Annotated in this window: 15 protein-coding genes and 2 tRNA genes; 14 read left to right on the forward strand and 3 right to left on the reverse strand. The window is 64.8% G+C overall.

The window, feature by feature from the left end; genetic code table 11:
• Positions 1-29: 29 nt before the first annotated feature.
• The 3 genes from ABID59_RS06650 to ABID59_RS06660 are packed head-to-tail and all read left to right on the forward strand — an operon-like array spanning position 30 to position 7,066.
• The gene (locus ABID59_RS06650; protein WP_354082838.1) at positions 30-3,182 is read left to right on the forward strand and encodes an efflux RND transporter permease subunit; all 3,153 of its coding nucleotides are present in this window, start codon (positions 30-32) and stop codon (positions 3,180-3,182) included.
• Positions 3,182-6,289, forward strand: a complete 3,108-nt coding sequence (locus ABID59_RS06655) for an efflux RND transporter permease subunit (protein ID WP_354082839.1) — start codon at positions 3,182-3,184, stop codon at positions 6,287-6,289. The genes ABID59_RS06650 and ABID59_RS06655 overlap by 1 nt, the downstream gene beginning before the upstream one ends.
• 36 nt (positions 6,290-6,325) lie before the next feature.
• The gene (locus ABID59_RS06660) at positions 6,326-7,066 is read left to right on the forward strand and encodes a tRNA-uridine aminocarboxypropyltransferase (protein WP_354082840.1); all 741 of its coding nucleotides are present in this window, start codon (positions 6,326-6,328) and stop codon (positions 7,064-7,066) included.
• A 10-nt stretch (positions 7,067-7,076) separates the two neighbouring features.
• Here the strand turns inward: ABID59_RS06660 and ABID59_RS06665 are convergent, their stop codons facing one another.
• The 3 genes from ABID59_RS06665 to ABID59_RS06675 all read right to left on the reverse strand — a co-directional run bounded on the left by ABID59_RS06665 (position 7,077) and on the right by ABID59_RS06675 (position 7,797).
• Complete coding sequence (locus ABID59_RS06665; RefSeq protein ID WP_354036832.1) at positions 7,077-7,223, reverse strand: hypothetical protein; 147 nt, start codon at positions 7,221-7,223, stop codon at positions 7,077-7,079.
• A gap of 179 nt (positions 7,224-7,402) precedes the next feature.
• Positions 7,403-7,476, reverse strand: a tRNA-Cys gene (locus ABID59_RS06670).
• 84 nt (positions 7,477-7,560) lie between these two features.
• The gene (locus ABID59_RS06675; RefSeq protein WP_148752323.1) at positions 7,561-7,797 is read right to left on the reverse strand and encodes a hypothetical protein; all 237 of its coding nucleotides are present in this window, start codon (positions 7,795-7,797) and stop codon (positions 7,561-7,563) included.
• 259 nt (positions 7,798-8,056) lie between these two features.
• Here ABID59_RS06675 and ABID59_RS06680 point away from each other — a divergent pair, with 259 nt between their 5' ends.
• The 11 genes from ABID59_RS06680 to ABID59_RS06730 all read left to right on the forward strand — a co-directional run bounded on the left by ABID59_RS06680 (position 8,057) and on the right by ABID59_RS06730 (position 20,147).
• Positions 8,057-8,320, forward strand: a complete 264-nt coding sequence (locus ABID59_RS06680; RefSeq protein WP_148752321.1) for a hypothetical protein — start codon at positions 8,057-8,059, stop codon at positions 8,318-8,320.
• Between the two features lie 696 nt (positions 8,321-9,016).
• Positions 9,017-10,180 carry a PspA/IM30 family protein gene (locus ABID59_RS06685; RefSeq protein ID WP_354082841.1) on the forward strand — a complete coding sequence of 388 codons (1,164 nt, stop codon included), beginning with the start codon at positions 9,017-9,019 and terminating at the stop codon, positions 10,178-10,180.
• Positions 10,181-10,190: 10 nt separating this feature from the next.
• On the forward strand, positions 10,191-10,856 hold the full coding sequence (locus tag ABID59_RS06690) for an OB-fold-containig protein (protein WP_354036831.1): 666 nt from the start codon (positions 10,191-10,193) through the stop codon (positions 10,854-10,856).
• A 39-nt stretch (positions 10,857-10,895) separates the two neighbouring features.
• Positions 10,896-12,605, forward strand: coding sequence for a flotillin family protein (locus tag ABID59_RS06695; RefSeq protein WP_354082842.1), 1,710 nt, complete (start codon positions 10,896-10,898; stop codon positions 12,603-12,605).
• Between the two features lie 88 nt (positions 12,606-12,693).
• Complete coding sequence (locus ABID59_RS06700; RefSeq protein WP_354036829.1) at positions 12,694-13,065, forward strand: hypothetical protein; 372 nt, start codon at positions 12,694-12,696, stop codon at positions 13,063-13,065.
• Positions 13,066-13,201: 136 nt separating this feature from the next.
• A tRNA-Asn gene (locus ABID59_RS06705) sits at positions 13,202-13,276 on the forward strand.
• A 212-nt stretch (positions 13,277-13,488) separates the two neighbouring features.
• Entirely contained in the window at positions 13,489-13,668 is a 180-nt protein-coding gene (locus ABID59_RS06710) for a hypothetical protein (RefSeq protein ID WP_148752283.1), read from the forward strand.
• A gap of 137 nt (positions 13,669-13,805) precedes the next feature.
• On the forward strand, positions 13,806-14,468 hold the full coding sequence (locus ABID59_RS06715; RefSeq protein WP_354036828.1) for a protein-L-isoaspartate O-methyltransferase family protein: 663 nt from the start codon (positions 13,806-13,808) through the stop codon (positions 14,466-14,468).
• A gap of 205 nt (positions 14,469-14,673) precedes the next feature.
• Positions 14,674-16,059 (forward strand): TolC family outer membrane protein, encoded by a 1,386-nt coding sequence (locus ABID59_RS06720; protein ID WP_148752347.1) that lies wholly within the window; start codon positions 14,674-14,676, stop codon positions 16,057-16,059.
• A gap of 303 nt (positions 16,060-16,362) precedes the next feature.
• Positions 16,363-17,142 carry a PopZ family protein gene (locus ABID59_RS06725; RefSeq protein ID WP_354082843.1) on the forward strand — a complete coding sequence of 260 codons (780 nt, stop codon included), beginning with the start codon at positions 16,363-16,365 and terminating at the stop codon, positions 17,140-17,142.
• Positions 17,143-17,270: 128 nt separating this feature from the next.
• Positions 17,271-20,147: a valine--tRNA ligase gene (locus tag ABID59_RS06730; RefSeq protein ID WP_354082844.1), complete on the forward strand. Its 2,877-nt coding sequence runs from the start codon at positions 17,271-17,273 to the stop codon at positions 20,145-20,147.
• Position 20,148 lies beyond the last annotated feature (1 nt).

Here is a 20,148-nt window from a genome sequence, read left to right on the forward strand (position 1 = left end):
AACAGCCGCCTGAGCGGCAGGCGCATCTCATGGGTGTCTCCGAACCCTTCATCCGCCGGCCGATCGCGACCTCGCTGCTCGGCATTGCCCTGCTGATCGGCGGGGCGCTCGGCTATTTCGCGCTGCCGGTCTCGGCCCTGCCGCAGGTCGATTTCCCGACCGTGCAGGTCTCGACGCAGTTGCCCGGCGCGAGCCCCGACGTGATCGCCTCGCTGATCACTGCGCCCCTGGAGCGGCAGCTCGGGCAGATTCCGTCGCTGACGGCGATGAACTCGACGAGCTCGTTCGGCGTCAGCCAGATCTCGCTGCAGTTCGACCTCAACCGCGACATCGACGGCGCGACCCAGGACGTGCAGGCCGCGATCAACGCGGCCGCAGGCGTCTTGCCGAAGACGCTGCCGTATCCGCCGACCTACGCCAAGGTGAACCCGGCGGACGCGCCGGTCATGACGCTGGCGCTGCGCTCGGACACGATCTCGCTCCGCGCGATGAGCGACATTGCGGATACGCTGCTGGCGCAGCGGCTGAGCCAGATCTCCGGCGTTGGACGTGTGTCCGTGCTCGGCGGGCTGAAGCCGGCCGTGCGTATCCAGGCGGATCTGGCGCGGTTGGCGGCCTACGGCATCGCGATGGAAGATCTGCGCGCCGCCATCGCCAATGCCAACGTCTCCGGGCCGAAGGGCTCGCTCGACGGCGCCCAGCAAGCCTACACCATCGCGGCCAACGACCAGATCGCCGCCGCGGAGGCCTACCGTCCCATCATCATCACCTATCGCAACGGTTCGCCGGTCACGATCGCCGACGTCGCCCAGATCGTCGACGGGCTGGAGAACGACCGCACCGGCGGCTGGTACCAGGGCACGCCGGCCGTCATCATCGACATCCAGCGCCAGCCCGGCGCCAACGTCATCGACGTCGTCAGCCAGATCCGCGCCGAGATCCCGAAAGTCCAGCGTGCGATTCCGGCCGGCGTGAACCTGACCATTGTCTCCGACCGCACCGTCACCATTCGCGCCTCGGTCCACGACGTGCAGTTCACGCTGGTCCTCAGCGTGGTGCTGGTGACGCTGGTGGTGCTGTTGTTCCTGCGCTCGCTGCGCGCCACGCTGATCGCGGGCGTCGCGCTGCCGCTGTCGCTGATCACGAGCTTCGGCATCATGTATTTTGCCGGCTTCAGCCTCGACAATCTGTCGCTGATGGCGCTCACGATCGGCACCGGCTTCGTCGTCGACGATGCCATCGTCATGATCGAGAACATCGTCCGCCACATGGAGAACGGCGACAGCGCGATGCAGGCCTCGCTGAAGGGCGCCAGCGAGATCGGCTTCACCGTGATCTCGCTGACGGTGTCGCTGATCGCAGTGTTCATTCCGCTGCTGTTCATGTCAGGCCTCGTGGGCCGCATGTTCCGCGAATTCGCACTGACCTTGACGATCGCGGTGGTGACCTCGGCCGTGGTGTCGCTGACGCTGACGCCGATGATGTGCTCGCGGCTGCTTAAGCACGCCCATGAGGAGTTCGCGGTGCCGGGGCTGGCCGCCGTCAGCCGCTTCATCGACCGTACCGTCGAGTTCTACCACCGCACGCTGCTCGTGGTGTTGCGGCATCAGCGCACCACGCTGGTCGTGACCTTTGCGACGCTGGCCGCGACCCTGGTCCTCTACGTCGTCGCGCCCAAGGGTTTTCTGCCGCTGCAGGACACCGCCTCGATCACGGCGGTGACGGAAGCCGGGCCCGATGTGTCTTTCGGAGAGATGCAAAAGCGGCAGGCCGACGCCGCCGACGCCATCAAGGCCGATCCTGACGTAACCGGCGTGGTCTCGGTGATCGGCGCGGGCTCGGTCAACCCGACCACCAATGTCGGGCGCCTCGTCATGACGCTGAAGCCGCGCGGCGAGCGGCGCGACGATGTCAGCGCGGTGATTGCCCGGTTGAAGGACAAGGTCTCCGGTATCCCCGGCATGACCGTCTACTTCCAGCCGGTGCAGGACGTGCAGATATCGACCCAGTCGAGCCGCTCGCAATACCAGTACACGTTGACCGGGACCGACGCGACGCTGGTGTCGGAATGGGCGAAGAAGCTCGTCGACGAGATGCGGCGCGATCCCCTGTTCCGCGACGTCTCCTCGGAAGCCCAGGAAGGCGGCCTGCGCGCGCAGCTCGACGTCGACCGCACCCGCGCCGGCCAGCTCGGTGTCAGCCTGCAAGCCATCACCGACACGCTGAACGACGCCTTTGCCCAGCGGCAGATCTCGACCATCTACGGCCAGGCCAACCAGTACCGCGTGGTGCTGGAGGCGCTGCCGATGTACCAGCGCGACCCCTCGATCCTGTCCAAGCTCTATCTGCCGGGCGGCGCCAGCAGCTCCGTCGTCGGCGCGCCCAACGCCCAGGTGCCGCTCGACGCGGTGGCCACGCTGAAGCGCACCACGGCGCCGCTTGCAATCTCGCACCAGGCCCAATTCCCGGCGATCTCGCTCAGCTTCAACCTCGCGCCGGGCGCCGCGCTCGGCGACGCCGTCGAGGCGGTCAAGGCGATCGAGAACCGGATCGAGATGCCCAACAGCATCGTCGGCGTCTATGCCGGCGATGCCGCCGAGTTCGCCAAGGCGCTCGCCGGCCAGCCCTGGCTGCTGCTCGCCGCCGTGATCACGATCTACATCGTGCTGGGCGTGCTCTACGAGAGCTACATCCACCCGATCACGATCCTCTCGACACTGCCCTCGGCCGGCGTTGGCGCCATCCTGGCGCTGATCCTGTGCGGACAGGATCTCTCGGTCATCGGCCTGATCGGCATCATCCTGCTGATGGGCATCGTCAAGAAGAACGCGATCATGATGATCGACTTCGCGCTGGAGGCCGAGCGCGGGCAGGGCATGCCGGCGCATGAGGCGATCGTGCAGGCCTGTCTGTTGCGCTTCCGCCCGATCATGATGACGACGCTGGCCGCGCTGTTCGGCGCGCTGCCGCTGGCGATCGAGAGCGGCACCGGCGCCGAGCTGCGCTTTCCGCTCGGCATCTCCATCATCGGCGGCCTGCTGCTGAGCCAGCTGCTGACGCTCTACACCACGCCCGTGATCTACCTCGCGCTCGACCGCATCAACCGCCGCCTCGAGCAGGCGCTGCCGCCGCCCGAGCCCGACGCGCCGCCTACGGCCGGCGCGACCGAGGGGATGCAGTGATGGTATCGATCTCTGAGCCCTTCATCCGCCGCCCCGTCGCGACCACGCTGCTGTCGATCGGGCTGTTCCTGCTGGGGGGCGTCGCCTACGAGTTCCTGCCCGTCGCCTCGGTTCCGAATGTCGACTTCCCCGCCATCTTCGTCTCGGCGAACCGCCCCGGGGCCGATCCGTCGGTGATGGCTGCAACCGTGGCTGCGCCGCTGGAGCGGCGGCTCGGCGAAATCGCAGGCATCAACCAGATCACGTCGACCTCGTCGCTCGGCACGGCGAACATCCAGCTCCAGTTCGACATCGGCCGCAACATCGACAAGGCCGCGCGCGACGTTCAGGCCGCCATCAACGCCGCGCTGGTCGACCTGCCGAGCGATCTGCCGGCGCTGCCGCGCTTCCGCAAGGCGAACACGGCCGGCGCGCCCGTCTTCGTGCTCGCGCTGACCTCCAAGACGCTGTCCGCCAGCGCCATCTACGACGTCGCCGACACGGTGCTGGCGCAGCGCATCTCGCAGGTGCCGGGCGTGGGCGACGTGACCGTGAGCGGCGCCGACCAGCCGGCGGTGCGGATCCAGCTCAACCCGGTCGCGCTGTCGAATGCGGGGATCGCGACCGACAACGTCCGGACCGCCATCATCAACGCCAATCCCCTCGGTCCCGTCGGCATCTTCAACGGCGAGCGCCAGAGCGAGACGCTGTCGCTGAACAGGCAGATGCGCACGGCCAAGGAATTCCGCGACATCGTCATCAAGAGCTCGAACGGAAATTTCGTCCGGCTCTCCGACGTCGCCGACATCGAGGATTCCGTCCGCAACGCGCGCTCGATCGCCTGGTTCAACAAGCAGCCGGCGGTGTTGATCCAGATCACCAAGCAGGGCGACGCCAACGTCATCGACACGGTCGACCGGGTCAAGGCGCTGATCCCCGCGCTGAAGCAATGGATCCCGGCCGGCGTCGACGTCTCCACCCTGGTCGACCGCACCTCAACGATCCGCGCCAGCGTGATGGACATGCAATGGACGCTGCTGGCGACCGCGATCCTGGTCATGGTCGTGGTGTTCGTGTTCCTGCGCCGGGTGACGCCGACGATCGCGGCCGGCATCTCGGTGCCGCTGGCGCTGGCCGGCACCTGCGCCGGGATGTGGGTCGCCGGCTTCTCGATCGACAATCTGTCGCTGATGGCGCTGGCGATCTCGGTCGGCTTCGTGGTCGACGACGCCATCGTCATGATCGAGAACATGTTCCGCAATCTCGAGCACGGCATGCGGCCGATGCAGGCGGCGCTGGAGGGTGCCAAGCAAATCGGCTTCACCGTGGTCTCGATCAGCCTGTCGCTGATCGCCGCGTTCACGCCGCTGATCTTCATGGACGGCATCGTCGGCCGCCTGCTGCGCGAATTCTCGCTAACGCTGACCTTCGCGATTGTGGTCTCGACCCTGGTGTCGCTGACGGTCACGCCGATGATCTGCGCCCACTACATCCGGCAGACCACTTCGGGGTCCGCCACGCTGTTCGACCGCCTGATCGAAGGCTCGCTGTCGCGCATCGTCTCGTTCTACACCCGCACCCTGCGCGCGGTGCTGGAGTTCCCGCTGCTGACGCTGCTGGTGTTCTTCGCCACCATCGGCCTGACGGTGATGCTCTACGTCAAGGTGCCCAAGGGCTATTTCCCGACGGATGATTCCGGCTTCGTCATCGGCGCGACGCGCGCCTCGGCCGACATCTCGTTTCAGTCCATGCTGACGCTGCAGCAGCGCCTCGCCGACATCGTGATGCAGGATCCGGCCGTGGCCGGCATCGGCTCGACCGTGGGCAGCGGAGGCGGGGGGCCGGGCGCGGCGACCTCCAACCGCGGCACCATGTTCATCAGCCTGAAGCCGCCCGAGGAGCGCGACCACATCTCGACGCAGGTCGTGATCGACCGGTTGCGGAAGGCACTGTTCGCCGTGCCCGGCATCCGTCTCTTCATGTTTGCTGCCCAGGATGTCCGCGCCGGCGGCCGGCAGAGCGATTCCAACTTTCAATACACGCTCTCAAGCACCGACCTCGACCTGCTCCAGAAGTGGGCGCCGATCGTGGCCAAGCGGATGGAGACGGTCGAGGGCATCACCGACATTTCCAGCGACCGCGATCCCGGCGGGCTTCAGCTGACATTGAACATCGACCGCCAGAAGGCAGCAGCGCTTGGCGTCAAGGTTCAGGACATCGACAATGCCCTGAACAACGCCTTCTCGCAGCGCCAGATCTCGATCATCTACACCCAGCGCAACCAGTACATGACCGTGCTGGAGATCGATCCGAAATTCCAGGTCGATCCGTCCAACCTCGATCGCATCTATGTCGCCGGCGCTGGCGGCGTGCAGGTGCCGCTGTCCGCCGTGGTGCACGCGACGCGCGGGCTCGCTGCGCTTGCGGTCTATCATTCGCAGTCGGTGCCCTCGACCACGGTGTCGTTCAACACCTTGCCGGACGTGGAGCTCCAGGCCGCTACGCAAAACATCCAGCGTGCGGTCGACGAGCTGCACATGCCCGAGGGCATTCGCGGCAGCTTTGACGGCAATGCCGGCGATTTCGCCAAGACCAGCGGGCGTCAACCACTCTTGATCCTCGGCGCGCTGGTCGCGATGTATATCGTGCTCGGCGTGCTCTATGAGAGCCTCGCCCATCCGCTCACGATCATCTCGACGCTGCCCTCGGCCGGCCTCGGCGCGCTGCTCGCGCTCCAAATCACCAACACGCCGCTGACGGTGATCGCCTTCGTCGGCATCATCCTCTTGATCGGCATCGTCAAGAAGAACGGCATCATGATGGTCGACTTCGCGCTCGATGCCGAGCGCCAGCGCGGCCTGTCATCGGCGGAAGCCATCTTCGAGGCCTGCCAGGCGCGCTTCCGTCCGATCCTGATGACGACCATGGCGGCGCTGTTCGCCGGCATTCCGCTGGTGGTCGCGACCGGTCCCGGCACGGAGCTGCGCCGCCCGCTTGGCATCACCATCATCGGCGGCCTGTTCGTCTCGCAGATTCTGACGCTGTACACGACACCCGTGATTTACCTCTTGATCGACCGCCTGCGCCGACGGTCCGAGCCGCAGCCACTCGCGGCGCCGGCGGAATAGGTTGTTGCAGCACCGCTTCAAGCGTATAGCGGCGGCATGTCGAACCCAGCTGAAACCACGGCCGCAGCGCCGGAGCCTGTTCCCGAATGCCCGCACTGCCAGAAGCCGATGCCGCTCTGCATCTGCGACAGTGTCACGCCGATCGAGAGCCGCCTCGGACTCCTGATCCTCCAGCATCCGCAGGAGCAGGACAGGGCGCTCGGCACTGCGCGGCTGACTGCGAAGCATTTCCCCAAGGCGACGCTGCGGGTCGGCCTGTCCTGGCCGAGCCTGTCCAAGGCGCTCGGTCACCCCGTTGAAAACGCCTCGCACTGGGCCGTGCTCTATCTCGGCTCGGCCCGCGCGGCCGACCTCGAAGTGGAGGGTGAGATCGTTGCACTCAACCGCAAGGGCGAGGTCGCGGAGAGCCAGCGCGCCATCCTCGGCAAGCTCGAGGGTGTGGTGCTGCTCGACGGCACCTGGAGCCAGGCCAAGGCGCTGTGGTGGCGCAATCCCTGGATGCTGAAATGCCAGCGCGTGATCCTCAATCCCGCGCAGCCCTCGCGCTACGGGCGGCTGCGCCGGGAGCCGCGCAAGGACGGACTGTCGACCATCGAGGCAGCCGCAACGCTGCTGGCCGGTCTCGAGCGGCGCCCCGACATCGCCGAGACGCTGAACGCGAGCTTTGAACGGCTGTTGACGCGCTACCGCGAGGTTCAGGCCGAGATGCCGGAACTGGCGCCAAAGCCGGCGCCGAAAGGCCGGCGACGCGATTTCCGCCGCGGCAAACGGTCCTGACTTCAGCCTGCTAGTTCTCGACGCTCTCCTCATCGTCCTGCGTCCCTTGGTCGGGCGCGGAAGGCGGGAAGATGCTGTCATAGATCGCGCGCGCCTCACGAATGAGGCGAGCTCGCTCCAGCTCGGACTTCGGGATAAGTCGGACGATCTCGCCCACGTGCTCTCCAGCGCTCGCTTGTTGGGACTGCATCACCCAGGTGATGCGAACTTTATGCCAAGCGACCTGAATCGGGGGTTTCCAACCACCCCGGGCAAACCCGGTGAGGGCGATGCCCGCAGGCGCGGCACGACCGGCGCTTGGGGGCGGTTTTATGCTCGGATATCAGGGAGTTGTGATGGAGGCCACGACCAGAATTGAACTGGTGTACACGGTTTTGCAGACCGTTGCGTAACCACTCCGCCACGTGGCCTCAACGAGGGCGGAGCAATATAGGGGATCAGCGGTTTAGGCAACCCCGCGGCCGTCGCACGACGTCGGTCTTAGCGACAACGCCTCAGCAGGCGGCGTACCAGCCGTCTGGAAAGGGGACGAGGGGCCAGGCACCCTCATTGTCATTCGCGGCCATTGGAGTTCTGGCCATTGGATTTCTGGCCATCGGATTTCCCTTGGGCGTCGCGTGAAAGCTCCACGAGCGGGGCACGAATTCCTGCTCCGGCGCGGGCGCGAAATCTTCGTTGATCATGGCGTCGCGGACGGTATCCAGCAGCAAGTTGAATTCGGCTTCGCTCATCACACCCTCCCGAACGCGGATGGCGCACTGTCGCAAAGCCGGCTTGTTTCCCGATTGACCCGATCGTTCGCATTTTAACGATCGGGCGATCGAGATCGGTTTGGTTAGCGATTCCTGAAAATCCCCGCGGAGACACTAGGTTCCTCCGCCGCCCCGCCAGTGTGAAAGAGATCACATCCGGCGCGATTTATTCCTCCTATCTCTTTGCACTTGCCGGCCAACGCGGGCCGGCGCGAGCAGGGCAGACAGGAGACCGGTCATGAAGGCGAGGTTCTTGCGGTTTGCGGGTGTGAGAAGCCGGGCGCGTCGTGCCTCGACGGTCGGGCTGTTCCTGACGCTGTTTGCCAGCGCCGCCCAGGCGCAGCAGGGCACGCCGGAGCAGCGCCGGGCCTGCACCCCCGACGTCTATCGGCTCTGCGCCGGCGAAATCCCCAACGTCCGCGCCATCACGGCCTGCCTGCGCCGTAACCGCTCAAGCTTGAGCGAGGCTTGCCGCACCATGTTCGACCAGGCCGGCGGCTGAGCGCGGCCTGTGGATTTGTGCGCAGCAAGTGGCTCGTGCGGGCTCGCGAATCCGGCATAATCGCCCTGTGGATATGCTGCGGACAGGCTGTGGAAGGCCGTGACGGTACCGCGGACCCTCAAAGCAGATGCGTCTTTCGAGCGTCATATCTCTGTCAAGGCGCTTCACTAAATAACTCGAAAGCTACGCAGAGTGGGTTACGCCTTCGGCTAACCCACCTACAAGCCTTTGTGCTGCCCGACGGGCAAAACACGCCAGGGGCTCGGTCAACCCGCCTCCCCAGAAATATTCCACTTTACCGAAATTCGGGTTGCAGTGCGAGTTGGTGGCGCGAGGTGTTGCGTCCAGCTCCGTTTTTGCGAGCGCAGCGAAGCAATCCAGAATCCCACCGCAGAAAGACTCTGGATTGCCTCGTCGCACCAGCGCAAAATTGCTTCGCAATTTTGTCGCGGGCTCCTCGCAATGACGGAGCTGAGAGGACGTGCGTCTCAACCTCGGTCTCATGCCGCGGACGCGGCTCGCGCCTTTGCTTAAATTGCAACCCGTGCGTGCAAGAAGTCTTTGATTGGCGGTGATCTAGAGGTGATGGCCCGCCTTGAACGCGGCCCGGGGCGACAGCGACTAACCCTCAGAGTGCATCAGGATCAGTGGAAGGTGATCGACTTCCCTCTTGTAAAGCACTAAAATGGTGCTTTAGTGCTTTCCGTGAGCCCGTCGCCCCGACATGCGCCCTCGGCGCTGCGTTACAGGCTAGCCCCTGACCCGGCCGCCAGGGCCGCGATGGAGGCGACGTTTAGGGCTTATGACCGCATGATGGAGATCCTCGACGAGGTCGCGCGGACCCATAATGTGGGCTCCAACGTCGTCCTGCTGCATGCCCATGCCTATGAGCCGATCCGCAAGCAGACCGCGCTGCCGTCGCGGCTGGTGACGCTGGGCCTGCGCGACCGCGCCGACTATCGCGCAGCGCAAGGCCGCCGCCTGCCGCTCGACGACAAGCTCGCCAAGATCAAGGGCCCGGCGACCATTTCGATTTCAACCGTGCAGGGCCGCTTCAGCGTGCCCTTCGACTACGTCGGCTACGCGGAGGGCTGGGGGCAGAGCGTGCCCGCGCACCTGATCCGCACCGACGACGGTTTCGAGGTTCACTACGGCGTCACGCCGAACAGTCTGCCAGAGGAGGAGAACGCTATGGATACCATCGCTGCCGCTCCCGAAAATTTCCTGTCCCGGGTCGGACGTCTGATCGCCGGCATCGCCTATGACGCGATCGAGCAGGCGGAAGGCAAGAACAAGCTTGGGGTGGTCGGACAGGCCATCCGCGAGATCGAGCGCGCGGAGAGCGAAGCGCGCGACGCGCTCGCGGCCGCGCGTGCCGAGGAATACCGGCTCAATGCTCGGCGCACCGAGATCGAGCGCGAGATGACAGATCTCGCCGCGAAGATCGAGGGCGCGATCGCGGATAGCCGCGACGATCTCGCCCGCGCCGGCATCGCGCGGCAGATGGATCTGGAGGCGCAGTTCGAGGTGCTCTCCCGCGCCATCGACGAGAACAATGAGAAGATCGAGAATAGTGTCACCTCGCTGCGTGCCGTGCTGTCGGCGCTCCAGGATGCCGAGCAGCGCCGCGCCGATCTCCAGAAGAGCGAGGCTCTCGCAAGCCACCAGGCCTCGACGTCACCCCGAAAACAGGGCGGCGCCTCGGCCGCGGCGAAAGCACTGCGTGCGGGCAAGGCTGTGGCGCGCGCCACCGGCGTGCCGCAAGGCATTCCGTATTCGAGCGACATCGACGAGCTCAGCACGTTGCATCGCGACAAGGAGATTGCAGCGAGGCTGGCGCGGTTGAAATCGCGCTCTTGAGTAATGTGTCATGAGCGCTCTGCTCGAGCACGTGATTTCGCCGGAGGTCAGGCCGTTCGCGATCGCGGCGGCCATGATCCTCATCGTTGGCTCTATTGAGGTCGTCTCGATGCTGGTCGGGGCGTCGCTGAGCGAGATGCTCGGCACCAACATCGATTTCGGTCATCCCAGCGACAATGGGGTGATCAACGCCATCTCCTGGATCAATGTCGGCGGCGTGCCGCTCTTGATCTTCCTGCTGCTGGCGCTCGGCGCCTTTTCCATCACCGGCTTCCTGATCCAGGACATTGCGCGGATGATCGCCGGTCCCTTGCCGGCGACACTCGCGTCGGTCGGGGCGGTGGCGGTGTCGGTGCCGCTGGTCCGCGCCGCAAGTGGGGCCATCGCGCGGATCATTCCCAGGGATGAAAGCTATGTGGTTGGCCTCGGCGATCTCGTCGGCCGCGTCGGCGAGGTCGTCATCGGCCCGCTCGATCAGGGGCCGCCCGGCCGCGTCAGCGTCGCCGACATCCACGGCAACAGGCATTTCGTCTGGGCGGTTGCAGCGCCCGCATCGGGCCCATTGCCGCAGGGAACCCTGGTCCTTCTGGTCGATCGCGCCGGCACCCGCTTCGTGGCGGTCAAGGCCGACGATGAACTCAATCCGTCCAGGCCCACTCTAACAAGTCCACTCTAATCAATCTAAGCAGCCAGCAAGTCATTATTGGAGAAAGTCATGTTCGACATCGCAGTCCCGGCCACGATCGGCGTCGCGCTGATCGTCGTCCTCGGGATCGTCTTCACCATCCTCTACAAGCGCGCCACCCGCGACGAGGCCTTCGTGCGCACCGGCCTCGGCGGCAAGAAGGTCGTGCTCGATGGCGGCGCCATGATCCTGCCGATCTTCCACTCCTACGCCAGCGTCAATCTGAAGACGCTGCGGCTGACCGTCGAGCGCAAGGAGCGGGAATCCCTGATCACCAAGGACCGCCTCCGCGTCGACATCGTCGCCGAATTCTACGTCCGCGTCCGGCCCGACGATGAGAGTATTGCGCTCGCGAGCCAGACGCTGGGCGCGCTGACGAATGACGCCGAAGCCCTGCGTAACCAGGTCGAGGCAAAATTTGTCGACGGCCTGCGTTCGGTGGCGGCCACCATGACCATCCTGGAGCTGCAGGAAAAGCGCAGCGATTTCGTCAAGCACGTGCAGGCGACCGTGGAGTCCGACGTGAAATCCAACGGTCTCGAGCTGGAGTCGGTTTCGCTGACCAAGCTCGACCAGACCGATGTGAAGTTCTTCAATCCGGAAAACTTTTTCGACGCCGAAGGCCTGACCCAGCTGAAAACCGTCACCGAGACGCGCAGGCGCGACCGTAACTCGATCGTGCGCGACAACGAAGTAGCAATCGCGCAAAAGGACCTCGAGGCGCGGCAGCAGACGCTGACGATCGAGCGGACCAAGAAGGAGGCCGAGCTGTCGCAGGAGCGCGACATCGCCAACAAGACCGCGAGCACGAGGGCTGAAGTCGCAACCGCGACGCAGACCGCGCGCCTGACCGAGGAGAACGCACGCATCGACACCGACCGTGCGGTCGCGGAGAAGGAGGCTGGCGCCAAGCAGGTCAAGGAAACCGCGGTCATCGAGTCCGATCTGGCGATTAACAAGCGCAAGACCGACGCGCAGCGCGAGATCCAGATCGCAACGCAGGAGAACGAGATCCAGATCGCATCCAAGAGCAAGCAGACCTCGGAAGCCGTCGCCGAGGCCAAGGCCGCTGAAGCGCTCGCCGTCTCGGCAGAGGAAAAGGTCGTGACCGCGCGCGCCGTCGAGGTCGCCGACCGTTCCCGCCTGACCCAGGTGCTCGCCGCCCGCACCGAGGCCGAGCGCAAATCGACCGAGCTGATCGTGGCGGCCGAAGCCGAGAAGAAGGCGTCGCTGGACCGCGCCGAGGCTGTCAAGACGCTGGCCACGGCTGAAGCCGAGTCGAACAAGATCAAGGCGGTCGGCGTCAGGAATATCGGTGAGGCGGAGGCTGCCGTCATTACGCTCAAGAACGAAGCGCAGAACAAGCTTGGCACCAACGTCATCGATTTCGAGCTCGCCAAGAAGCGGATTGAGACGATGCCGTTGGCACTGGCCGAGATGGTCAGGCCGATCGGCAACCTCAAGGACGTTCGCATCCTGCACACCGGCGGCGCCTTCGGCGGCAATGGAAACGGGGCCGCGGGCGGCGGCGTCGGCTTCGGTGAGGGGCTTGCCGGCGAGCTCCTCAAGGTCCACGCGCTGCGTCCGATGATCGACGAGATCCTGCGCCAGAGCGGTTTTGCGCCGGGCGATGATCCAGTGAAGGCGCTGGTCGGCGCTGTTACCGGCAAGGCCAATGGTGCCGCGGTAACGTCGCCGGCCGTACCTGCGCCGGAGAAGACAAACACCGCCGATCTATGAATGCCGGTTCATTGCTGCGGAGAATTCGAAACGCTATGAACTGGCCCGTTGCGCGTCTCGCGTCGCGCAACGAGCCGGAGAATTTCACATGAAGTTTTTTCTGTCTGGACTGATCGCGATCGGACTTGCGATCGCAGGTGCTTCGTCGTCGTTCGCCGCCGATGCCCGCAACGTCACCGTCGTCAACGAGACCGGTTATGCCATCAAATTCCTCGGCTTCAACGCGCCGGACGATGGCCTGGACGAATGGGACAACGAGCTGGACAAGGTTTTGCAGAACCAGGCCTCGACCTATGTCGAGTTCGACGAGGACGACGAGGGCTGCGTCTGGAACATCCGCGTCGACTGGCAGAACTATGACGAGTCGGTGCTCTGGAAGAACGTCAATCTCTGCAAGATGACCGCGCTCCGGCTGCGCTACGATCCCGGCACCAAGACCACGTCCTTCACCGCTGAGTAATCTTGACTTGACCCAGGCCCGAAGAGGGACGCGGCAGGCCCTTCCTCAATGCTTTGCGAAGGATGACGAATTCGTCCTTTGCAAGCGCAACCGGCTTTGTTATACGCAGCCGCGCGCGAACGACTGGTTCGCCTTTTCCTCGGTAGCTCAGCGGTAGAGCATCCGACTGTTAATCGGATGGTCGCTGGTTCGAATCCAGCCCGGGGAGCCAAATTCCGCTTCGTTTTCAATTATTTGTTGGCGTTCGCTGATGCGGCGCGCGATGTCGCACGATCAGTTTCTCCGCGTCGTTACGCTTGCGTCCAGCAGAATCGCGCTCAAGCGGATGTGTGGGACGGCGGCATCCCCACTACGCAGACGGCACCAAATCGACTTAATTCGAATCGAGCTTGGTGGGGCCGGACTCTTACGGAGCTGATTCCCATGCCCGACATCCAGATCGACCGCGCCCACCTGGCCCCCTCGATTCTGCCGGCCGATATTCCCGAGCTGAGCGACGATGAATGCCTGGCTTGTCTGGCCCGCGCGGTCGAGACCCCCGATTCGGCGCGGCTGGACGAAGTGGCGGCCCTGATCGGCCGCCTTGCCGTCGCGATCGAATAGGCCATCTCGCCTCCGATGCCTGCGTGGCGTCGCCGTTGGTTCACCGGCCAACGGACGTGTTGCGTTTTCGCGGAGCCTGCTCCAAATATGCCGCCAAGTTTCGTCCGCGGCTATTGTCCGCCTTGCAGGGTCCGCAAATGTCCGGTTTCTCGACCGCGCGCCTAAAAATGGTCGATGGCCAGGTGCGCACCAATGACGTCACCGATCGCGGCATTCTCGATGCCATGCTCACGGTTCCCCGCGAGGCCTTTGTGCCAGCGAACCGGCAGGCGCTGGCCTATCTCGACCTCGATCTCGATGTGAGCGAGGGCGGCGCCAAGCGCTTCCTGATCAAGCCGCAGCTGATCGGCAAGCTGCTCCAGGCCGCCGAGATCGGCGAAAGCGACAACGTGCTGGTCGTCGGCTGCGCCACCGGCTACCTCGCCGCGCTGGCCGCCAAGCTTGCGCGCCAGGTCACGGCAACGGAGAGCGATTCGGCTCTGGCTGCGAAAGCCAAGGACGCCTTCGCCGGGCTCGGGCTCACCAACGTGACCTGCAAGGTCGCCGCCTGTGCCGAGGGCGATCCGGCTGCCGCGCCCTATGACGTGATCATCCTCAACGGCGCGACCGAAGTGACGCCGGACGGGCTGTTCGGCCAGCTCAGGGAAGGGGGACGCCTGGTGGGGGTCACGGCCGAATCCCGGCCATCACGGGCCATGATCGTGACCCGTACCCACGGCGAATTCGGCCATCGGTCGCTGTTCGACGCCGCCGCCCCGGTGCTTCCGGGGCTGGAACGGGCCGCCGCCTTCGTCTTCTGACGGCCGAAACCCCGTTAAAATCCCGTTCTGAATCAGAAGTGTGGCCGGGATGCTGCACGTGAAGAGTTTCCACCGAGAACTACCCGGAGGTAGTTCCGTTGCGCTCGGTCGCGTCCTATGTTGCACCGGGGCAACGACTCCACTTGGATACGGTAACCAGGCTCGCGGGCACGAGCCTGACGTGAGAATGAACGGATTTTCAAGGATGCATGGGGTGAAGTTCTTCACCGGAGCAGCGGTTTCGGTCCTCCTGACGGCGCTCGCCGGGCCGACGCCTGCATTGGCGGATACGATCGAGGCCGCGCTGGTGCGCGCCTATCAGAACAATCCGCAGCTCAACGCACAGCGCGCTCAGGTGCGCTCGACCGACGAAGGTGTGCCGCAGGCCTTGTCGGGCTATCGCCCCAAGGTCAATGTGACCCTCGGCACCGGGTATCAATATCAGGATACCCAGCAAGCGCAGAAGGGAGCGACATTCAATGGCGTCCTCCAGTCCAACAGTGCGAGCCTGACCGTTAATCAGACGCTCTACAACGGCAATCAGACTGCCAACAGGACGCGCGCGGCGGAGAGCCAGGTCTCGGGGTCCCGCGAGGCGTTGCGTGTGCTCGAGCAGACGGTCCTGCTGCAGGCTGCCACGAGCTACATGGACTACCTGCGTGACGCGGCAACTCTCGAAGTTCAGCGCAGCAACGTGCGCGTGCTCGAGCAGACGCTCAAGCAAACGCGAGATCGCTTCAACGTCGGCGAGGTCACGCGCACAGACGTGGCGCAATCCGAAGCGCAGCTGGCTGCCGGCAAGACTCAAGCGCTGACCGCCGAATCGAATCTCACGACGACGCGCGCGACTTTCCGCCGGATCATCGGAAACGAGCCGACCAACCTTGCCCCCGGCTCGCCGGTCGATCGCTTCCTGCCCGGGACGATCGCCTCCGCGGTCAGTCTCAGCCTGGTGGAGAACCCCAACGTCACGGCGTCGATGTACGGCATCGACGTCAACTATCTCCAGGTCAAGATCAACGAAGGCGCGCTGCTGCCGACGGTCACGGTTCAAGCTGGCGTGAGTACGGCCTACCAGCAGACCCTCCAGGTTTTCCGTACGAATACCGCATCCGCCATCGCGACTGCTTCGGTGCCGATCTTTCAAGGCGGCGCTGAATATGCGCTGATCCGCCAATCGAAAGAGAACTTGGCGCAGCAGCGCCTGAATCTTGAAACCACCCGCGACCAGACCCGCGCGAACGTCGTGCAGGCCTGGGGCCAGTTGGAAGCCGGCAAGGCGCAAGTGCAGTCCGCGCAGGCGCAGGTCACGGCTTCCGAGATCGCGCTGAACGGCGTCCGCGAAGAGGCCAAGGCCGGCCAGCGCACCACGCTCGACGTGCTCAACGCACAGCAGGCCCTGGTGAACGCACGCGTTGCACTCGTCACGGCCCAGCATGACCGCGTGGTGGCGTCCTATTCGGTGCTCAACGCGGTTGGCCGCCTTGCACCGCAGGTGCTCGGACTCAACACCACGGTCTACGATCCGAGCGTGCACTACCAGCAGGTCCGCGATAGCTGGGTCGGCGTGCGTACGCCCGACGGACGCTAAGACCCGTAGTCCTCCGGTCGGCCTCGCAAACTGCCATGGCCGACCGGTGCTTTGCTTGCAATCACCAAAATCCCTGACATAGCCTTGCCAAGAAGCTGCGGGTCGATTCGCCCCGCATCCAATGTTGCATGCGTAATGCTTGAGTGACGGGGCTGGGGCGCGCCGCCTCACGTTGAGCCGTGATCTGGGGACAAGTCTGGCTGTCGCGACGAAAATGTCGGGGCGCACATCCGGAACCGGCCAATCCTGTCGTGCTTGGTGTAAAACAACGCATGCGAGGGCGTTGATGATGTGGAGTCGGAGATGACGCAGCCTGCAAAGGTCACAGAACCCTCCATGGAGGAGATTCTGGCCTCGATCCGGCGCATCATTGCCGATGATGAGGCCAAGCCGCCGCCCGCAGAGGCTGCAACGCCCGCGCCGGCACCCGCCACGCCCGCACCAAAGCCCCAGGCGATGGCCGACATTCCACCATCCAAGGTCGCGCCTGCAAAACCTGCCGCTGAAAAGCCCGCGCCACCGCCGGCCGCGAAGCCCGCGCCGGCGCCGCCCCCTGCGCCAGCAGCGGATGTCGGCCCCAACAACCAGGACGACATCGACGCGCTGCTGGCGGGCCTCGACGAAGCTACGCCTGCGCCAGAAGTGCGGGTCCCCGAACCCGAGCCTGAGCCCGAACCCGACGTGCTCGAGCTGACCGACGAGATGGCGATGGACCCGGAGCCGACGCCCGCGCCACCGCCGCCGAGCTTCCACAGGGTCGAGCCGCGCGACGATCTCGAATTCGCCGAAGCGCCGCCGCCCCGTTCGACATCGCCGCCGCCATCCTATGCATCGGTCGACTTCGATGCGCCGCCACTGCCGCCGCAGCAGCCGATCCTGGCCCAGTCGACCGTCTCGGCGGTCGAATCCGCCTTCAATTCCCTGGCCCACACGGTGCTCAGCAGCAATGCGCGGACGCTGGAGGATCTGGTCAAGGAGATGCTGCGTCCGATGCTGAAATCCTGGCTCGACGACAATCTGCCGGGCCTCGTCGAACGCATCGTGAAGGCCGAAATCGAGCGGGTCTCTCGCGGCGGCCGCTGAAGTAGGCCGCTCGACCCCGATAAAACCCTGCTCCTGTGTCATAATCGACCTGCCGGTCGGGCCGGAAAGCCCTTTTGCCGCTGAGCTTTCCGTTGACTTGAACCCCGCGCGCGGCTTTCTAGCGCCCCATGATCGAGAAAAACTACCAGCCCGCCGATATTGAAGCCCGCATGTCCGTCGTGTGGGAGGACAGCCTTGCGTTCAAGGCCGGTCGCCCCGACCGCCGCGACGCCGTGCCCTTTACCATCGTGATCCCGCCGCCGAACGTGACGGGCTCGCTGCACATGGGCCACGCCCTCAACAACACGCTGCAGGACATCCTGTGCCGGTTCGAGCGGATGCGGGGCCGCGACGTGCTGTGGCAGCCCGGTACCGACCATGCCGGTATCGCCACCCAGATGGTGGTGGAGCGCCAGCTGATGGAGCGCCAGCAGCCCGGCCGTCGCGAGATGGGCCGTGAGAAGTTTCTGGAGCGGGTCTGGCAATGGAAAGCCGAGAGCGGCGACACCATCATCAACCAGCTCAAGCGCCTCGGCGCCTCCTGCGACTGGTCGCGCGAGCGCTTCACCATGGACGAGGGCCTGTCGAAGGCGGTCGTCAAGGTGTTCGTCGAGCTGCACCGCGACGGCCTGATCTACAAGGACAAGCGGCTGGTGAACTGGGACACCAAGCTCTTGACCGCGATCTCCGACCTCGAAGTGCAACAGACCGAGGTCAGGGGCAACCTCTGGTATCTGCGCTATCCGATCGAAGGCAAAACCTTCAATCCCGAGGATCCCACGACCTTTATCGTGGTCGCCACGACGCGCCCGGAGACCATGCTCGGCGATACCGGCGTGGCTGTGCATCCGGAGGATGAGCGCTACCAGAAGCTGGTTGGCAAGAACGTCATCCTGCCGCTGGTCGGCCGCAAGATTAAGATCGTCGCCGACGAATATTCCGATCCGGAAAAGGGCTCGGGCGCGGTCAAGGTGACGCCGGCGCACGACTTCAACGATTTCGAGGTCGGCAATCGCCACGGCCTGCGCCGCATCAGCGTGCTCGACAAGGAAGGCTGCCTCGATCTCCTCGACAACGAGGATTATCTGAAGGGCCTGCCTGAAGGCGCCTCGCAATTCGCCGAGGAGTTCAACAAGGTCGACCGCTTCGCTGCGCGCAAGCGCATCGTCGAGCGGCTGGAATCGTTCGGCTTCGTCGAACGGATCGAGCCGCACACCCACATGGTGCCGCATGGCGACCGCTCTAACAGCGTGATCGAGCCGTATCTCACCGATCAGTGGTATGTCGACGCCAAGACACTCGCAAAACCCGCGATCGCGGCGGTGCGTTCGGGCGAGACGTCGTTCGTGCCGAAGAACTGGGAAAAGACCTATTTCGAGTGGATGGAGAACATCCAGCCCTGGTGCATCTCGCGCCAGCTTTGGTGGGGCCATCAGATCCCGGCCTGGTACGGGCCGGACGGCAGGGTCTTCGTCGCCCAGACCGAGGAGGAGGCCGTCAGCCACGCGCTCGGCTATTACGTCGAGCAGGAAGTCATCACGGCCGAGCAGGGCCGCGAGATGGCGCTCGACCGCAACAAGCGCGAAGGCTTCATCACCCGCGACGAGGACGTGCTCGACACCTGGTTCTCCTCGGCGCTGTGGCCGTTCTCGACGCTCGGCTGGCCCGAAGACGCGCCCGAGGTGAAGCGCTACTACCCGACCAACGTGCTGGTCACGGGCTGGGACATCATCTTCTTCTGGGTCGCGCGCATGATGATGATGGGCCTTCACTTCATGAAGGAGGCGCCGTTCTCGACCGTCTATATTCATCGCCTCGTTCGCGACGAGAAGGGCGCGAAGATGTCGAAGTCGAAAGGCAACGTCATCGACCCGCTCAACCTCATCGACGAGTACGGCGCCGATGCTCTCCGCTTTGCGTTGGCGCGAGAGGCGGCCCACACGCATGACATCAAGCTTTCGTCGCAGCTTGTCGAAATCAATCGCAATTTTGCGACCAAGCTCTGGAACGCATGTCGCTTCGCGGAGATGAACGATTGCGTCTTGCCGGAAGGCTTTGAGCCGGCGAAGGCGAATGAACCGCTGAATCGCTGGATCGCACACGAGACAGCACAGGCCACTCGCGAGGTTACAGAGGCGCTTGAAGCTCATAGCTTCAACGAAGCTGCGAGTGCAATGTACCGGTTCGTCTTGAATGTCTATTGCGACTGGTATGTCGAGCTCGCAAAGCCTGCGCTGCTCGGCGCCGACGGCCCGCTGAGGGTCGAGACCCGCGCCATGGTTGCCTGGGCGCGCGACGAGATCTTGAAGCTGCTGCATCCCTTCATGCCCTTCATCACCGAAGAGCTTTGGGAGGTGACGGCCAAGCGCGACGGCCTGCTCGCGCTGGCGCCGTGGCCGCTGAAGCCGTCCGGTCCGACGCCGGAGCAGCTTGCGATGCTTGCGGCTGCGGCCGGTCCGACCGATCCGCTGATCTCGCCGGCATTGGTGATGCCGATCTTCGACCATGCCGACTTCGCCGATCCGAAGGCTGAAGCCGAAATCGGTTGGGTGATCGACCTCGTCACGCAGATCCGCTCGGTGCGCGCCGAGATGAACATCCCGCCGGCGACGCTGACGGCGCTCGTGCTCGTGGGTGCCTCAGCCGAGACCAGGGAACGTGCACCGCGCTGGATCGACGTCATCAAGCGCATGGCGCGGCTCTCCGACATCTCCTTTGCCGACCGCGCGCCCGATGGTGCAGTTCAGCTCCTCGTCCGGGGCGAGGTGGCCGCGTTGCCGCTGAAGGGCGTGATCGACGTCGCCGCCGAGAGCACGCGTCTCGACAAGGAGATCGGCAAGGCCGACGCCGACATCAAGCGCGCCGAGTCGAAGCTCGCGAACGAGAAATTCGTCGCCAACGCTGCCGAAGAGGTCGTCGAGGAGGAGCGCGAAAAGCGCGAGGCGGCGCTGGCCCGCAAAGCCAAGCTGCTCGAAGCGCTCGAGCGGCTGAAGCAGGCGTCGTAAG

This window comes from Bradyrhizobium sp. S3.3.6, assembly GCF_040546905.1.
GTDB lineage: Bacteria > Pseudomonadota > Alphaproteobacteria > Rhizobiales > Xanthobacteraceae > Bradyrhizobium > Bradyrhizobium cytisi.

What these genes read in the sequence shown, in the direction of transcription:
- ABID59_RS06650 (WP_354082838.1), top strand. Translation starts at nt 30, where the DNA reads ATGGGTGTCTCCGAACCCTTCATCCGCCGGCCGATCGCGACCTCGCTG.
- ABID59_RS06655 (WP_354082839.1), top strand. Translation starts at nt 3,182, where the DNA reads ATGGTATCGATCTCTGAGCCCTTCATCCGCCGCCCCGTCGCGACCACG.
- ABID59_RS06660 (WP_354082840.1), top strand. Translation starts at nt 6,326, where the DNA reads ATGTCGAACCCAGCTGAAACCACGGCCGCAGCGCCGGAGCCTGTTCCC.
- ABID59_RS06675 (WP_148752323.1), bottom strand. Translation starts at nt 7,797, where the DNA reads ATGAGCGAAGCCGAATTCAACTTGCTGCTGGATACCGTCCGCGACGCC.
- ABID59_RS06680 (WP_148752321.1), top strand. Translation starts at nt 8,057, where the DNA reads ATGAAGGCGAGGTTCTTGCGGTTTGCGGGTGTGAGAAGCCGGGCGCGT.
- ABID59_RS06690 (WP_354036831.1), top strand. Translation starts at nt 10,191, where the DNA reads ATGAGCGCTCTGCTCGAGCACGTGATTTCGCCGGAGGTCAGGCCGTTC.
- ABID59_RS06695 (WP_354082842.1), top strand. Translation starts at nt 10,896, where the DNA reads ATGTTCGACATCGCAGTCCCGGCCACGATCGGCGTCGCGCTGATCGTC.
- ABID59_RS06700 (WP_354036829.1), top strand. Translation starts at nt 12,694, where the DNA reads ATGAAGTTTTTTCTGTCTGGACTGATCGCGATCGGACTTGCGATCGCA.
- ABID59_RS06710 (WP_148752283.1), top strand. Translation starts at nt 13,489, where the DNA reads ATGCCCGACATCCAGATCGACCGCGCCCACCTGGCCCCCTCGATTCTG.
- ABID59_RS06715 (WP_354036828.1), top strand. Translation starts at nt 13,806, where the DNA reads ATGTCCGGTTTCTCGACCGCGCGCCTAAAAATGGTCGATGGCCAGGTG.
- ABID59_RS06720 (WP_148752347.1), top strand. Translation starts at nt 14,674, where the DNA reads ATGCATGGGGTGAAGTTCTTCACCGGAGCAGCGGTTTCGGTCCTCCTG.
- ABID59_RS06725 (WP_354082843.1), top strand. Translation starts at nt 16,363, where the DNA reads ATGACGCAGCCTGCAAAGGTCACAGAACCCTCCATGGAGGAGATTCTG.
- ABID59_RS06730 (WP_354082844.1), top strand. Translation starts at nt 17,271, where the DNA reads ATGATCGAGAAAAACTACCAGCCCGCCGATATTGAAGCCCGCATGTCC.